Raw genomic sequence first — 16142 nt, forward strand, 5'->3', positions numbered from 1 at the left:
AACTGCTTCCGATCTGCACTGGGCACACTACAAGTTCCCCGCGCGGACGGCAGCGGGATCCGCGGACCCGGGACCGGTGTGGCGGCGTGCTGCGCTTGTGACCGGCGTTCGTATTCTCCGGCGAACTCGGTGACCGGCACCAGACTTCTCCCGGTGGCACCGGGACCGAACTAGCCTCGGCAGTGCTGGAGCGAGCGGGGTGAAGGAGCGCAGCGGAGTTGTCGAATCTGCGGGCAATGGTGGGGGCGATCGCCCTCGGTGGTTCCCTGGTGGCCGGGCAGGTGCCGGCGTTCGCGGCGCCGGAGGATTCCGGGGGCGCGGCGCCGTCGGAGCTGCAGCAGTGGGTGGACGACGTGATACCGGCGCCGGAGGTGCCGCCGGCGGCGCCGGTCCCCGGCAAGGAGCTGGCCCCCGAACTCGCGGCACTGTGGCAGTCGGTGACCGCCTCACCCACCGGGGATCCGATGTTCGATGCCTGGCCGGCGGATCTCGCGGCACGCGTTCCGGGAGAGATCATCGAATGGCGTGATGTCACCGCGACGGCGGCACCGTTGGTCGTCGTGCCGATCCGGCAGGCGCTGCTACTGAAATTCCGGAGCACCGATTCTTCCGGCGAGCCGTCCTACGGCACCGCGACGCTGATCGTTCCGGCCGCCGAATGGACCGGCGCGGGGGAACGCCCGGTGGTGGTGAATGCCCTGCCGATCAATTCGCTCGGCCGCAGCTGCACCCCCAGCTATGCGATGGCGCACGGCCTGCACGAGAAGTTCAGCACCGGCGACCTGTTCCCGCCGACCACCGCATGGGCCGTGAATCGTGGGTACGCGGTCCTCGTTCCCGATCACGAGGGCCCGTGGATGGCCTACGGGGAGCCCGTGGTCGCCGGGCATGCGGTGCTGGATGCGGTCCGGGCGGTCCGCAACCGGCTGCCCGCGGAGTTCGGCGACAGCCCGTTCGCGATCGCCGGCTATTCCGGCGGCGCCATCGCCTCCTACGGCGCCGCCATGCTGCTCGGCGAATACGCCCCGGAGCTGGCCGATGTCGTGGTCGGCACGTCGATGGGCGGCCTGATCACCGACTTCCGTGCGATCGCGCACCGGTTCAACGGCGGTCCCGCGTCCGGCATCCTGATGGCCGCCGGACTGGCCATCGCCCGCGAGCACCCGGAGCTGCTGGATCATCTCAACCACCTGGCACAGTGGGTGGCGACCTCGCCGATCAAGAATTTCTGCGGTGACAGCAACGGGCCGCTCGGCCTGCTGGGCCTGCCCGTCGATGTCGGCGTCGACATGGCGGATCCGCTGCGTTCCGAGGTCATCGGCCGGTACTTCGACCACGCCGATCTGACCGACCGGACCGCCGTCGCACCGATGTACATCTACCACGGGTTCCTCGATTTCGGTGTGCCGATCGAGCAGAGTCGGGAGCTGTTCCGGCAGCAGTGTGAGCGCGGCGTGACCGCCGCCTACAACGCCCTGCCCGGCGAGCACATCATCGGCCTGTTCGGCGGCTGGCCCGGATCGATGCAGTGGCTCGACGAGCGGCTGTCCGGGCTGCCCGCACCGGAGAACTGCGACAGCGCACCACCGTCCGGATCCGCGAACTGACCTCACACCGGGCAAACACGCCGCTTGGTGGACTGGTGCCGGGTCGCTAACCTGCGGCCCGCAACCGAGGAAAGGTCTGCCGACCATGACACTGTCGCGAACAATCACCCGCCCCGCCCTGATCGCGGGGGTGGTCGCCCTGGCTGCCGTGGGTACGACCGGCGCCGCCGTCGCCGCACCGGGTGTTGCCGTACCCGCCGAACATCCGCTGCCGGACACTGCGTGTTCGATCGAACTCTTCGAGGGCGTTGCCGACGGGCCGATCCCGGCCCTGGCCCTGGGCGACGGCACCGCCGGACACCCGATGCAGCAGGCACACCCCGCTCTCCCGCTCCCCGAGGCACCGGAGCGGCAGCGCATCATCCTCGAACATCGGACCGATGATCCCCGGCACCGCGAACTCGGTCTCGAACCGGGTGGCGAGCATGCGCAGACGCGGATAGTCGTCGTCGAGAACTGCGGCGATCGCTGACCCGGTTTCCGCCTGCCGGGTGTTCCGGCCGCGTCGAGCCGTTCGGTTGCGCGGCCGGAACGCGGGTGTGGTTCCGGCCGGCCCGGTATCCGACCGGGCCGACTGCCCGACCGGCATCAATCCCCGATGTCCCGGTTCCCGGGCAGGACCACGGTGACCGACAGCCCACCGGTGGGTAGTGCCCGGGCGTGCACGCTCCCTCCGTGCGCATGCGCCACCGATCGCACGATGGACAGGCCGAGCCCGGCGCCGCGCCGGGCGGCGGGTCCGTCAGCGCGGCGGGTCGTGCCGTTCAGCCGCCGGAAGGGTTCGAACAGGCCGTCGATTTCGAATGCCGGGATCACCGGGCCGGTATTGCGAACGGTCAGTTCGGTGCGGCCGTCGGCGGTGCTGCACTGGATCGAGACGCCGCCGTCCGGCACGTTGTACCGCACCGCATTGTCGACGAGGTTGTCCACCAGGCGTTCCAGCAGCACCGGATCACCGAGCACGGGTGCGGGCGACAGGTCGCACTCCATGGTCACCCCGGCTGCCGCCGCCTCGTCGGCGACGGTTGCGGCCACGTGCCGGGCGATTTCGGCGAGGTCGGTGGCGCGGTGTTCGGTGAGCTGCTGTTCGCTCGACGCGAGCAGCAGCAGACCCTCGATCAGCCGTTCGTGGCGGCCGTTCACCTCCAGCAGGGTCGCGCCGAGCTGCCGCAGGGATTCGGATGTGTCCGGCCGGTCCAGGGCCACCTCGAGCAGGGTGCGGTTGATCGCCAGGGGCGTGCGCAGCTCGTGCGAGGCGTTCGCGACGAACCGGCGTTGCCCGTCGAATGCCCGGTCCAGGCGTTCCAGCATCGCGTCGAAGGTGTCGGCGAGGTGCTTGATCTCGTCGGGCGGACCGGCCAGGCCGATACGTTCGTGCAGGCTGCGGTCGGCGACCCGGCGGGCGGTGGCGGTCACCCGTTGCAGGGGCTGCAACACCCGGCCCGCCAGCAGCCAGCCGAGTCCGGCGGCGACCACCCCGACCACCACGAGGGCCAGCAGGGACCAGCCCAGCAAGGCTTGCAGGGTTTCGTCGCGGTCCTGTTCGACCCGGATGGTGATCGCCTCGGCGAGCCCTTCCGGGGGCAGCATGGGGCCGGTCGGCGCCGGGATACCGCGGGTCACGGCCATGGCCGGTCGCCCCGCCAGCCACTGTTCCAGCGCGACGTACATCAGGACGATCAGTACCGCACCGGCCGCGAAGAACGACCCCGCGTACAGCAGGGTCAGCCGCAGCCGGATCGTCGGGCGGGGCCAGGTCATCGGATCCGGTAGCCGGCGCCCGGCTCGGTCTCGATCAGGCCGGGTTCCCCCAGTTTCCGGCGCAGCATCATGATCGTGTAGCGCACCACCCCGGTGAACGGATCGATGTTCTCGTCCCAGGCTTTTTCCAGCAGATGTTCGGCCGACACCACTCCCCCGTCCGCCCACAGCAGTTCCCACAGAACGGCGAATTCCTTGCGGGACAGCGCTATCGGGCGTTCGTCGCGGGTCACCACACACCGGTGCGCATCCAGCCGCACCCCGCGGCGTTCCAGCACCGGCGGCGGCGCCGGCCGCGCCCGCCGGCCCAGCGCCTGCACCCGCGCGACCAGTTCGGCGAAGGCGAACGGCTTGGTCAGGTAGTCGTCGGCACCCAGACCCAGACCCGATACCCGTTCCGGTACGCCGCTCGCCGCGGTCAGCATCAGGACGCGGGCCGCACAGCCGTGCCCGGTCATCCATCGGCACACATCATCCCCGTCGGTGCCCGGAATGTCCCGGTCGAGCACCACCACGTCGTAGTCGTGCACGGGTACCCGCTCCAGGGCCGCATCGCCGTCATAGACCACATCGACCGCCATCGCATGCCGCCGCAGCCCGGCACCGACCGCATCGGCCAGCACCATCTCGTCCTCGACCACCAAGACTCGCACCGGCACATCGTGCCGCCGGCCCCTGTTGGTTTCCTGTGAGGATCCCACGCCGACGCTGTGATCATCGGCCCCTCCTGCGGGCCGTTGCCGATCCATCCGCCACCGGGAGCCGTCGTGACCGGCGGCCGAGGCCGGTGGCGACCGGTTGTCGATGTCGACCGGCTGATCACGTCGCCGGGCTGGTGGCTGTGGTCGGTGCCCAGGCGAGCGACCGCCCGGCCGTGGAACCCGGTGGCCCGAGTGCGTGGCGCGGCCACCGCCGCCGAGGTCGTCGCTGAGATGCGAGGTCGATCCGGCCGTGGCGGCAGCCGTCACCCGCCGACCACATGGCCCGACACGCGCGGACGACATTCCGCCGGACGTCATCTGCCTCAAACACCCCGGATGTCGCGGCGATCGAAGACGGGTGCCGCGGCGAGCAGCACCACGACGCCCGCGACGGGCAGCCACAGATAGGCCGCCGGTAGTCCGGCGCCCAGGGGTCCACCTTCCAGTGCCTGGTAGAACGGTGACAACGGCCCCCACCGGTGTACCGCGTCGACCAGTTTGCTCGCCACGTACAGCACGTAGGTGCCGACCGCGACCACCGAGGCGACGGCCAGGGCGAGCACTCGGCGGCCGGTGGCCGCGCCGACGGCCAACGCGAGCCAGCCGAACTCGATTCCCAGCAGCACCATGGCCAACGCCCCGGTCCCGGCGGCGCTCACCGCAACGCCGACCCCGAACACCGCCGAGAACACCACCACCGCCCCGAACAGGACGGCGCCGAGACAGGAGACGACCGTGGCGAGCACCGCGGCATGGGACACGATCAGCCGCACCGGCGTCACCCTGGTCACCAACAGCACTTCGAGGTTGCCGTTCTCCTCGTCACCGGCGATCGCCCGGGCACCGCGGCCGATCGCGAAGACCAGGAACAGGATCGGCAGCAGCATGCTGAACAGTTCGGCGTTGAGGAATCCGGTACCGGTGCCGAACTCGTCGAGCTCGAACAGTTTGCGCAGCGGTTCCGGGTAGCTTTCCAGGAATTCCCGCAGGCCGGACATGTTCGATATCGACGGCCACAGTGCGCATTCCAGCAGTACCAGCGCGACCAGGCCCACGCTCCAGCCGATCAGTGCCCGGCGCTGGTCCCGCAGCGACTTCGTATACACGGTGCGCAGCATCATCCCGGTGGTTCCTGTCCGTAGTAGCCGAGGAAGATCTCCTCGAGATCCGGTTCCCGGCTGACGATGTCGACCACGTCATAGGGCGCCAGCGCCTTCAGCAGTCCGGCCGTCGATCCGGCGATTTCGACCTGCACCCGGTGTTCGTTGCACAGCACCTGCCGCACCCCCGGCAGCCGCCGGAGTTCGCCCGGATCCGGTGGTGTGGCCGCGAATTGCAGATCGATGCGCCGCACGGCCCGGCGGGTGAGCTCGGCGATCGGCCGGACCTCGATCAGCCGGCCGTTGCGCAGCATCCCGACGGTGTCGGCGACCGCCTCCACCTCCGAGAGCACATGCGAGGACAGGAAGACTGTGCGGCCGCCGGCCCGGACTTCGCGGACCATGGTGAGGAACTCCCGCTGCACCAGCGGATCGAGACCGGTGGTGGGCTCGTCGAGCACCAGGACGTCGGGCTCGCCCATGAACGCCTGCACGAGGCCGACCTTCTGCCGGTTGCCGTGCGACAACGCGCCGATTCGTGCGGTCGGGTCCAGTTCCAGCCGCTCGATCAGGGTTCGCTGCACCGCCGGATCCACCCGGCCCCGCAATGCCGCCAGGTAGTCGAGGTACTGCTGTCCGGTCAGGTCCGGGTAGGCGACGAACTGCCCCGGCAGATACCCGACCCGACATTGGGCGTCTTCGCGCTGCTGTACGGTGTCGGCCCCGCCGACCCGCGCCGCACCCCGCGTCGGACGCATCAGCCCCACCAGGATGCGGATGGTGGTGGTCTTACCCGCCCCGTTCGGCCCGACGTACCCGAACACGACTCCCCCCGGCACCTCGAGGGAGACGTCGGTGAGCGCCGCCGTGGTTCCGTAGCTCTTGGTCAGCCTGTCCAACGCGATCATCGGCGTCCTCCGAGGGTTCGGCGCCGCCGGCCGGGCGGCGGCGCCCGCGGAAAGGTCCGCGCCGACGGCAGGACCACCCGGGATCGTGCCGTCGGCGTCCTCGATGATTCCTGCGGACAGCCGGCCACTCCCAGGGCACATCAGCCCCCACTGCACGGGCATAGGTCCTCGATGACAGCCCCGTCCGGACCGCTCGCTCCGAGGCGGATCGCGCACCCCGGCTGTGCCGTTTCGCCGCGATGCACAGTGATCTGTGGACCCGGTTCCCGGATGCGGGGTGAACGGTCCGGTATGGGCCACACCGTGGACCGGCGGTGATCGCACCGGCCTGCAGTGCCGGCCCCGCCGGGCGAACGGCCGCCGCCACGTACTCGACGGCGGACGATCGTGCCCTTCGGTCAGCGGCCGACTGGTTCGCGCTGCGTAGCACCTGCTCCGGTCGGGGTGTGGTCCGGCCGCGGCCGGTCGGCTCGTTGCGTCGGCACGCCGACCGCACGGCCCACCCGGTCAGAGTCGTGGCAGGGCGAATTCGGCCGCGGCAGCGGCATCCTTCTGGTAATTCGTATGCACGTTCCAATTACTGCCGTCCGGATCGCAGACCGGGTCGTTGTCATGGCAGACGTCGAACGTCCGGTCGGCGTACGGGCCGGTCACGCTCTTGCCGAGTTCTCGGATCGGGTTGCCGAACAGCAGGATGGCATTGATGCGCGGTTCGAGTTCGTCCGGCAGGGTGGCGACGATCGGACCGCCGACCTTCGCACCCTCGCTGCTGATGCCGATCGAGTTGTCGACGACGTTGGCGCCCTGCGAGTAGCCCACCAGGACGATGCTCTGCTCCGGGCATTCGGCGGCCTGGGCGATCACGTGCTCGACCATGTCCTGGTTGCCCTTCTTGATCGACCTGGGCTGGTTCGTGCTCGCCGGATACTGCACCCGGTATGCATCGACACTGCCGGAGTAGCCGTCCCGGATCGCCCGGTACACCGGATTGCCCACCACGATGCCGAGCTTGTATTTGCTGAACCAGCCGCCCGGTTCGTTGGTGCCGCGTGCCGCGACGATATGGACGTCGGCGCAACCGGCCGCGTCCGCGACGCCGGCGCCCACGGTCACCGCGACACCGGTCGGCGCCACCACCGCCAGTGCGGCGAACAGCACCGTCGCGGCCCGTGCCCGTACTCCTCGAATCCCAGCCACCTGTGTACTCCTCTCGGATCTCGGCATCCCGATCGGGAAACCCGGGCGAACTGTAGAAGCCGCCCGGTGGCGCCGAGCGGTCCCGCAGGCCGGTCTTGGGACAATTCACGCAGGTCGGAGCGGTCTCCCCGCGCAGTTCACATCCGATCCGGCACCGCCGAAGCCCGCCGGGCAGTCGCCGCGGGCCCCGGTCAGGAGACCAGTTCGATGGCCGCGCGGGGTGCGGACAGTGACAATGCGGTGGGGAAGGTCATCCGGACCAGCCGGTGCGGGGCGGCCGTCTCGAAGTGGGCGAGGAACGGCGGCAGCAGGCCGCCGATCACCTTGTCCAGCAACGAGTTGACCTGGCTGAAGCTGGGCCGCATCCGGACCTGCCGGCAGTCGTACACCCCGGCCGGCGCCTCGACGGCCACCCGCTGCTCGACCCGCACCGACAGCGGCCAGTGCACCGAGAACGCCAGCCACGCGTCCACTTGGGCGGTCTGCCCCTCGGCGAAGTCCAGGCCGCGCAGCAGGGTGAGACCGGCGGCGATCGGCATCATCGCGCTCGGGAACGGGGCCGGTCCGAGACCCGGCTGCAGGTGCACGGTCCCGGCGAAGTTCGCTTCCTCCCGGGAGACCACCTGACTCCCCGATCGGGTTTCGGCCCGATACCTTTCGGCCACCAGGCAGCCGCCGCCGCGGCCGAACTGCTGGTCGATCGTCATGGTCAGCTCCGGGGTGCCCGGCCGTCCGGGACGCAGCCGGGCGTCGGTGAAGGTGCGATAGGCACCGTGTTCCCGGGCCACCAGATGGGTCAGTTCGACGCCGTCGGCCCGATCGACCGAGCCCACCCGATACATCGACTTCTCCCCGTCCGGGATGCCGGGGTCACGAAACGGAGTGAGCATCGACTCTCCTGGGGCCGGAGGGTGTTTCGGCCGATAGTCCGGCGATGGCATGCAGCTGCGACCGGATCGCGGTCAGATACCGGTCGATGGATTCGTGCGCGACGGCGGTACCGGGGTAGATCGCGCTCATCCGGGTGCCCGACGGCAGCCGGTTGACCCACATGAGGCATTCCTCCGAGGCTGCCCGATTGGCGTAGACACCGGCGGTGATGCGGTCGAAGAATTCGTGTCCGGCGAAGTCGCGGGCGTCGACGAAGGAGATCATCGGGGTCACCCAGCCCGGTCCGGCATGGATCGGCGAATCGGGCGGCAGCAGTTCCAGCACCCGGTGCAGCGAGGTGGGCGCCAGCATCAGCCCGGCTTCGTAGGCGCGCTGGGCCATCGCGATCGCGCGCCGGGCGGGCGTCGTCGGGCCGAGCGGGAACGCGACCGGGACCAGCGTGACGTACCAGCCGACCGAGGCGTTCTGTGCGGCGTTCATCCTGGTGCTGACCGGGGTCATGCCGAAGTAGTAGTCCGATCCGGTGAGATCGCGTTCGGCCAGCGCGGCGGCCGCGAATACGCCGCCGACGAAATCGGCACCGGCCGCCCGGCAGGCCCGTTCGAACGCTTCGCCTTCGGCAGCGTCGAGCAGTTCGATGTCCCGGTGGGCGCTGCGGTGATAGCCGTCGGCGGGCGCCCCCAGGTCCAGAGGGAAGGTGGGCAGCCGGTCGTCGTTGCCGGCGATCAGCGCCAGCCAGCGCTTCACGCCAGGGGCGGCGAGGGTAAGCGAGTCCGCGTGCGCGCGTTCGGCGGCGCAGTAGTCCAGATAGCTGGCGGCGGGCTCCAGCGGCGGGGTGTCCGCCCACATCTCACCGGCGTACAGCTGGGCGAAATCGGCGGCCGCGAGGTACTGCCCGAGGCCGTCGCAGTGCAGATGGTCCACGGCGAGGTAGACGGTGGTGGACTCGCCGTGCTCGATGGCGCCGAAGGTGAAGCAGTCCCACTCGAACGGGCCCGGCGTGGTCTTCTCCACGTGGTTCCGGATGGCCGGGGCGTCCAGCTCCCCGTGTTCGGTGGCCACGAATTCGACGTCCTCGGCGGGCACCAGGTGCCGGCGCACCACCCCGTCGTCGATGTCGAACCAGGTGCGGAAGGTGTCGTGCCGCAGCAGGAAGGCGTTCACGATCCGGTTCATCACCGCCCGATCCAGCTCCGGCGCCGGGATCTCGGCCGTCACCAGCAGCAGCCCCGAGAAGCGGAAGTCCGCACCCGCATGCCGGTGCGCCTGCTGCAGATACTTCTCCTGCTGCAACGACGGCCGCACCGGATGTACCGGCGCCCGCGCCGCGCGCGCAACGGACTCGGGGGACGCGGTCCAGGTCACCAGGCGGCCCGGAGCGGGCGCCCAGTCGTCGATCAGTCCGAAATCCACCACGGTGGTTACTCCGTTCCCCGGGCGCCCACTGTGACACCTTCAGTTGCCCGGTCGTCGGTGTGTCCGGCATCGGACGCCGCGGCGGGTGGAGTCGCGGTGGCCCCGCCGCCGTTCGGGTCGTGTGCCAGGATCAGCTCGGCTACCTTCGGCCCGGCCTGCTCCAGGCTGAACGACCGCCCCATCTGCAGCGACATCAGATCGATACCCAGGGTCTTGGTGACCCGGGCACCGAGCTCCACCGCCATCAGCGAATCGAGGCCCAGTTCCGGCACCGGGATGGTCATGTCGATCGACTCCACCGGCACGCCCATCACCACCGCGAGTTCCTCGGCCATCCGCCGGGCGATGTAGGTACCGCGTTTCGATTCGTCCATCGCGACGAGTTCGTCCCGCAGCCGGGCGAGTTCGGAGGTGTCCTTCGCCGAGGCCCGGGCCAGTTCCATGGTCCGGCCGGTCCGGGTCAGCTGGGGGAAGGTGCCGGTGAGCTTGGCCCAGTCGGTCGGGATGATGGCCGCCCGGGCGACATCGAGTCGCAGCGTCTGTTCCAGATAGGCGGTGGCGTCGGCCATGTCGATCGCCCCGAATCCGACGAGATCCAGGTACTTCTCCGCGGTTTCGTCGGCGGCCATCCCGCCGGTGACTCCGGACAGGTGCCCCCAGCCGATGCACAGGGCCCGTTCCCCGGCCCGCGACCACTGCTCGGCCAGTGCCTCCACCGCGATGTTCGCGGCGCAGTAGTTGTACTGGCCGTAGATGCCGTACATCGATCCGCCCGAGGAGCAGAGTACGAACATGTCCAAGGTGATTCCGGCGGCGGCGACGGCATCGTGCACCACCTGTGCACCGTGCACCTTCGGCCGGTACACCCGGTCGAGTTGTTCGTATTCCATTTCGGCGATGCGGTTGTCGGCCACCGCACCGGCGGTATGGAACACCCCGCGCAGCGGGTGTTCCGGGGTGTGGTTGCGCTCGACCACTCCGGCGACGGCGGCGGCATCGGTGACATCGGCCAGTTCCTGCACGACCTCGACTCCCAGCGCAGCCCAGGCCTCGAGCTGGCGTCGGGCCGCATCGGTGGTTGCTCCGCTGCGGCCGAGCAAGACCAGCCGGCGGGCACCACGCAGCGTCAGCCAGCGCCCCACGGCCAGCCCGAAACCGCCGAAGCCACCGGTGATCAGATAGGTGCCCTCCGTTTCGATCGCCACGTTCGGCAGGGTCGGCCGCACCGCCGGTGCCGGTGCGTCGAGCCGCAGCGCGATTCGGGCGGCCCGCGAGGAGCGCAGGGTCTCCTCGAAGGCGTCGGCGACCTGGTCGGTTTCGAAGGTGTGGTAGGCCAGCGGCGTATAGGTGCCGCTGGTGACCTTGTCGTAGACGCGCCGGGTGAGGTCCGCCAGCCGGTCCGGGTCGACGGCGACGAGGCGGTCCAGATCCATCGAGTAGTAGGCCAGGTTCTTGTCGAAATTGCTCAGCTCCAGCAGGCCACCGGTGTAGATATCGGCCTTGCCGACCTCGACGATGCGGCCGAATTCCGCGGCCGCATGGAAGTTCTGGCGCAGGATCTCACCCGGCGCACTGGAGACGATGACGTCGACGCCCTTACCGCCGGTGAACTCGAGGACGTCGTCGACGAAATCGAGCGAGCGCGAGTGCACCGCGAGATCGGCGCCCAGCGCACGCACGAGGTCGCGGCGTTCCGGGGTGCTCGCAGTGCCGATGATCCGCGCGCCGCGGGCCTTCGCCACCTGAATGGCGGCGGACCCCACCCCGCCCGCGGCGCCGTGGATCAGCACGGTCTCGCCCGGTTCCAGCCGGGCCAGGTCCAGCAATGCGTACTCGGCGGTGCCGAAGGCGATCGTGGAGGTACAGTGGCCGGGATCGGTATCGGGCGGCACGACGACCACCAGGCTCCGGTCGACCAGCGCGAACCGCCGCATCATTCCCTTGGCCGCCACCGCGACCAGATCACCCGGCCGCACATCGGTGACCTCGGGCCCGACCCGGACCACGGTGCCGACGCCTTCCATGCCGGGCGTCGTGCCGAAGTAGGTGGGCGCCAGTTCCCGTTCGGTGAGCAGGCCGATGATCTTCAGCGGATCCTTGTAGTTGAGCCCGATCACCTGCATCCGCACCTCGACCTGCCCCGGCCCGGGTTCGGGCCGTTCGCATTCGCGCCAGCCCAGCTGGGACACCACTCGGGTGCGTGGCACATCCAGGGCGAAGTTGGTTTCCGGATCGCGCAGCGGCTCGGCGATATCGAGCCGCTCGAGGCGTTCGGGCAGCGGTTTGGTGATTGCCGGCGCCCACCGCTTTCCGTCGCGCAGCACCACCTCGTCGCAGTTGTCGCCGGTGAAAGCGCCCGGAACGGCGAGTTCGGCCACGATCTGCTCGATCGGGGTGGCGGGCACGGTGTCGACGAGCCGCCACCGCAGCGGCGTCTGCTCGTTGAGCAGTACCCGGCGGGCTCCGGCCAGGGCCGCCTGCCGGGGATCGGCGGCGTTGCCGGTTCCGGGCAGCGTGCAGGCCTGTTCGGTGAGGATCGTGCCGTACACCGAACCGTCGCCGAAGACCGACTGCGGCGATTCCCCCTCGACCGGCGGGTTCGCGAATTCGGCCACGGTCACGGCGATCCGTTTCAGGGTCCACAGGAACGCCATATCGTCGGTGACCTCACCGATCACCACGCACACGTGCAGCCGTGCCCCCTCGACGGGTGCCATGGCCTGCAGCCGCTGGGTCAGCGTCCGTTCCAGATCGGGGTCGGCCGGTGCGGCGATGTAGACCTGTGCCGCCGGGAGCACCGCGGACAGGGCGATCGGCCGGGCGGTGTCGCCGAGCTGGATCAGCAACGTCGACACCGCGTCCGCCGGGTGGGCCGCCGGGTCGACCGGATCACGCTCGGTCATGGTTTCGGTGTAGTAGAAGTCGGCCATCCGGTGCAGCGGGTCGTCGCCCGGCCGGAGGGCGCCGATCTGCAGGCCGCCGAGCCGGACGACGAGGTTTCCGTCGGAATCGAGGAAATCCACATCCGCACGCAACCGCGATTCGGGGGCGCGGCGGGCGACCACGGTGATCTCGGCGGGCAGTTCGCCGACGATGCGCATCGCATCCACCCCGACCGGAACCATGACGCCTTCATTGATCCGCTCGTCGGCGAACAGCATCGCCGCGCACTGCATACCGGCGTCCACCACGGCCGGATGCGCCAGATGCCCGGATTCGGCCGCGATACTGCCGTCGACGGTGGCGACCACGACATCGCGGCCGACCCGCACCGAGGTCACGCGCTGGAAGGTGGGGCCGTACTGCAGGCCGGCCGCGGTCAGGCCGGAGTAGAACATCGCCGGGTCGATGTCCACCCCCACATCGATGGCGGGGACCGGCACGGCGGTCGGCCGATGACTGCCGGTGAGTGTGCGGCCGGTAGCGTGCACCGTCCATGCCGTGCCCGTGGCGCTGCGGGACCGGATGGTGAACCGGCCGCTCGCTTCCTCGATGTTCATCGCGACCAGCGGCACATCCGGCGCACCCATGATCAGCGGTGCCACGAACCGTACCTGTTCCAGGGCGACCTGGCGGACACCGATCCGGTCGGCGGTCGCCGAGAGCGCGGCATCCAGGTAGGCGGCGCCGGGCATGATCTTGATGCCGTTGACCACATGGTCGGCCAGCCAGGGCAGCAGTTCCGTACCGACCTGCAGCAGCCACTGCTGCCGCCCTTCCAGATCCGGGTCACCCAGCATCGGCGACGTTCCCGGGGTGCCGAGGCGTGCCTGCTCGAACAGTGGCAGCGGTGCGTGCAGCCGGGTGCGCTGCCAGGGGTAGCGCGGCAACGGCAGATGCGGGGTCGCCGGGCGATCTCCCGGGAAGAGCGACTCGAGGTCGAGCACACCGGCGGCGTGCAGGCCGATGAGCGTATGCCGCAGGCTGTCGGCGTCCGCCTGGTCACGGTTCAGGGTGGGCACCGTGGTGCCGTTGACTTCGGTGTCCACGAGGGCCTCCCGGATATTGCCGGAGAGCACCGGATGCGGCCCCACCTCGAGGAAGACCCGGTGCCCGGCGCCGAGCAGCGCCGTGACCGCGGTATGGAACTGCACCGGCTGCCGCACATTCGACCACCAGTAGCCGGCGTCCCAGTCCCCGTCGGTGACCGGTGCGCCGGTGACGGTGGAATACAGCGGGACAGCGGGCGGCCGGGGCGCCAGTTCGGCGAGCGCGGCACGCAGCTCGGCTTCGATGGGCGCCATCAACCTGCTGTGGTACGGCACCTCGACGCGCAGGCGGCGCGCGAAAACCCCTTGTTCGGTGAGCTCTTCGGCGATTTCGTCGAGCCGCTCGATGTCCCCCGCGAGGGTCAGGGAGGTGGCGCTGTTGATCGCTGCGATATCGACCCGGGTATCGTCGCCGATCAGTTCGCTCGCGGCCGCGCGGCTCAGGCTCGCGGCGAGCATGCCACCGGTGCCCGCGGTGGTGGCCTGCAGCCGGGAGCGGTGGTAGGCGACCCGGACCGCCTCGCGCAGGGTCAGCATGCCGCTGGCGTAGGCCGCGGTCACCTCACCGACGCTGTGACCGACGATCGCCGCCGGGATGATGCCCTGCTCGGCCAGTTCCGCCACCAGCGCGGCCTGTACCAGGAAGTTCGCCGGCTGGGCGACCTCGGTACGGGTCACCCGGGTGTCGGCCTCCGGCCGATGCAGTTCCTCGATGATCGACCAGCCGGCGATCTCGGCGAATTCGGCGTCGATCTCGGCTGCCGAGGCCGCGAACGCACCGTCGGCGTCCAGCAGCTCGCGGCCCATCCGCCAGTGCTGCGGCCCCATTCCGGAGAAGACGAACACCGGTTCGCCGACTGCCGATACCACGGTGCGGGTGGCCTCGCGGCCCTCTCCGGCCGCATACTTGCGCAGCTCGTCGGCCAGTGCGGCCGGGCTGCCGCCGAGCAGGAACCCGGTGCGATGCGAATGCTGGGCGCGCCGGACCCAGGCGGCCTCGGCGAGCCGTTCCGGGTCGGCCCCGGTATCGATGAGATCGGCGTAGCGGCCCGCCAGCGCCCGGACCGCCGCGGTACCCCGGCCGGAGACCGGCAGGATGCCCAGATGCCGGGGCGTTTCGGCGGACGCCGGGACCGGTCCGCGGTATTCGGCCAGGATGGCGTGCGCGTTGGTGCCGCCGTAGCCGAATCCGTTCACCGCCACCGTCATCGGTGGTGCCTCGGCGGGCAACGGTTCGGCGTCGACCTGGACGTGCAGGCCCAGCTCCTCGAACGGGATATCCGGGTTCGGCTTGTCCAGCCAGCCCTGCGGCGGCAGTGTGCGGTTCTTGATGGCCAGCGCAGCCTTGATCACGCTGGCCACGCCGGCGGCGGCCTCGGTGTGGCCGATGGTGGCCTTCACCGAACCCACTCCGACCGAGTCGCTCCGGCCGGTGTTCGCCCCGAACACGTGCCCGAGCGCCCGCAACTCCACCGGGTCGCCGACCAGCGTGCCGGTGCCGTGCGCCTCGAGGTAGGTGATCTGGTCGGCGGCCAGTCCCGACCGGCGGCACACCTCCCGCGCCAGGGATTCCTGCGAGTCGACATTGGGCACGGTGATCGCGGTGGTGCGGCCGTCCTGATTCGCGCCGGTCGCCTTGACCACCGCGTAGATCCGGTCGCCGTCACGGACGGCGTCGTCGAGGCGTTTGAGCACCACCATGCCCGCGCCCTCGCCGCGGCCGTAGCCGTCGGCCGCGGCGTCGAAGGATTTGCACCGGCCGTCGGTGGCCAGGAACCCGCCCTTGCACATCAGCACGAAGGTTTCCGGCTGCAGCATCACATTGACCCCGCCCGCGACGGCCACCTCGCAGTCGCCGTTGTCCAGGGCCTGGCAGGCCAGATGGAACGCCACGAGCGACGACGAGCACGCGGTGTCCACGGTGATCGCCGGGCCCACCAGGTTCAGCGCATACGCGATCCGGTTGGACAGCATCGTGTACGACGCGCTGGCCGGAGTGTGCATATCAGTGTGGAACAGAGCGGGACCGACCACGCCGATCACCGACTGGTCCACCACGAAGCCGCCGACGTAGACGCCGACCTGCCGGCCGGACACCGCCCCCGCGACCCCGGCGTCGTCGAATGCCTCCCAGGTCACCTCGAGAATGAGCCGCTGCTGCGGATCCAGGACCGTGGCTTCCCGGCGGGAGATTCCGAAGAAGTCGGGGTCGAATTCCCACGGGTCACCGGTCATGAACGCACCTCGTTTGGTGTACGCCCGGCCCGGGGTCCGCGGTTCGGGGTCGTAGTAGCGGCGGAAATCCCACCGGTCGCCGGGTATCTCCACCACTCCGTCACGCTTGTCGACGACGAAGTCCCAAAAAGATTCCGGTGAATCGATGCCGCCGGCGAAGCGGCAGCCGATTCCCACAATGGCGATATCCGACACGTATTCCTCCCGCGATGACACCGGGCCATGACAACTGGCCTTCGCCAACCTAGAACTCTCGGGTTCGGCCCGCAGGCCAACGGATCGTCACCCGGAAATGACTGTGTACTCAACGGAACAGCCGGGTGGTTCACTGTGATCG

At 69.9% G+C, this 16142-nt stretch carries 10 protein-coding genes; 2 read left to right on the top strand and 8 right to left on the bottom strand.

Going from position 1 to position 16142, the window contains the following annotated elements; translation table 11 throughout:
* The first annotated feature begins 218 nt into the window (after positions 1–218).
* Both AC1HFH_RS16120 and AC1HFH_RS16125 read left to right on the top strand, forming a co-directional pair.
* Positions 219–1607 (top strand): lipase family protein, encoded by a 1389-nt coding sequence (locus AC1HFH_RS16120; RefSeq protein WP_480243598.1) that lies wholly within the window; start codon positions 219–221, stop codon positions 1605–1607.
* An 85-nt stretch (positions 1608–1692) separates the two neighbouring features.
* Positions 1693–2079: a hypothetical protein gene (locus AC1HFH_RS16125; protein WP_480243599.1), complete on the top strand. Its 387-nt coding sequence runs from the start codon at positions 1693–1695 to the stop codon at positions 2077–2079.
* 116 nt (positions 2080–2195) lie between these two features.
* Here the strand turns inward: AC1HFH_RS16125 and AC1HFH_RS16130 are convergent, their stop codons facing one another.
* The 8 genes from AC1HFH_RS16130 to AC1HFH_RS16165 form a co-directional block, all read right to left on the bottom strand.
* Positions 2196–3368 carry a sensor histidine kinase gene (locus AC1HFH_RS16130; RefSeq protein WP_480243600.1) on the bottom strand — a complete coding sequence of 391 codons (1173 nt, stop codon included), beginning with the start codon at positions 3366–3368 and terminating at the stop codon, positions 2196–2198.
* A complete protein-coding gene (locus AC1HFH_RS16135; protein WP_480243601.1) occupies positions 3365–4021 on the bottom strand; it encodes a response regulator transcription factor in 657 nt (218 codons plus the stop codon). The genes AC1HFH_RS16130 and AC1HFH_RS16135 overlap by 4 nt, the downstream gene beginning before the upstream one ends.
* 371 nt (positions 4022–4392) lie before the next feature.
* Complete coding sequence (locus AC1HFH_RS16140; protein WP_480243602.1) at positions 4393–5190, bottom strand: ABC-2 transporter permease; 798 nt, start codon at positions 5188–5190, stop codon at positions 4393–4395.
* Positions 5187–6077: an ABC transporter ATP-binding protein gene (locus AC1HFH_RS16145; protein ID WP_480243603.1), complete on the bottom strand. Its 891-nt coding sequence runs from the start codon at positions 6075–6077 to the stop codon at positions 5187–5189. The genes AC1HFH_RS16140 and AC1HFH_RS16145 overlap by 4 nt, the downstream gene beginning before the upstream one ends.
* A gap of 507 nt (positions 6078–6584) precedes the next feature.
* Positions 6585–7274 (bottom strand): cutinase family protein, encoded by a 690-nt coding sequence (locus tag AC1HFH_RS16150; protein ID WP_480243604.1) that lies wholly within the window; start codon positions 7272–7274, stop codon positions 6585–6587.
* A gap of 191 nt (positions 7275–7465) precedes the next feature.
* Positions 7466–8164: a hypothetical protein gene (locus AC1HFH_RS16155; protein ID WP_480243605.1), complete on the bottom strand. Its 699-nt coding sequence runs from the start codon at positions 8162–8164 to the stop codon at positions 7466–7468.
* Entirely contained in the window at positions 8145–9581 is a 1437-nt protein-coding gene (locus tag AC1HFH_RS16160; protein ID WP_480243606.1) for a condensation domain-containing protein, read from the bottom strand. Before AC1HFH_RS16160 ends, AC1HFH_RS16155 begins: the two co-directional genes overlap by 20 nt.
* A 5-nt stretch (positions 9582–9586) precedes the next feature.
* Entirely contained in the window at positions 9587–16000 is a 6414-nt protein-coding gene (locus AC1HFH_RS16165; protein WP_480247872.1) for a type I polyketide synthase, read from the bottom strand.
* Positions 16001–16142 lie beyond the last annotated feature (142 nt).

The organism is Nocardia sp. KT25-26, assembly GCF_056627695.1.

Bases quoted from the DNA above. Each gene is read 5' to 3' on its own strand.
- AC1HFH_RS16155 (WP_480243605.1), bottom strand. From the start codon at position 8,164: ATGCTCACTCCGTTTCGTGACCCCGGCATCCCGGACGGGGAGAAGTCG.
- AC1HFH_RS16125 (WP_480243599.1), top strand. From the start codon at position 1,693: ATGACACTGTCGCGAACAATCACCCGCCCCGCCCTGATCGCGGGGGTG.
- AC1HFH_RS16140 (WP_480243602.1), bottom strand. From the start codon at position 5,190: ATGATGCTGCGCACCGTGTATACGAAGTCGCTGCGGGACCAGCGCCGG.
- AC1HFH_RS16130 (WP_480243600.1), bottom strand. From the start codon at position 3,368: ATGACCTGGCCCCGCCCGACGATCCGGCTGCGGCTGACCCTGCTGTAC.
- AC1HFH_RS16145 (WP_480243603.1), bottom strand. From the start codon at position 6,077: ATGATCGCGTTGGACAGGCTGACCAAGAGCTACGGAACCACGGCGGCG.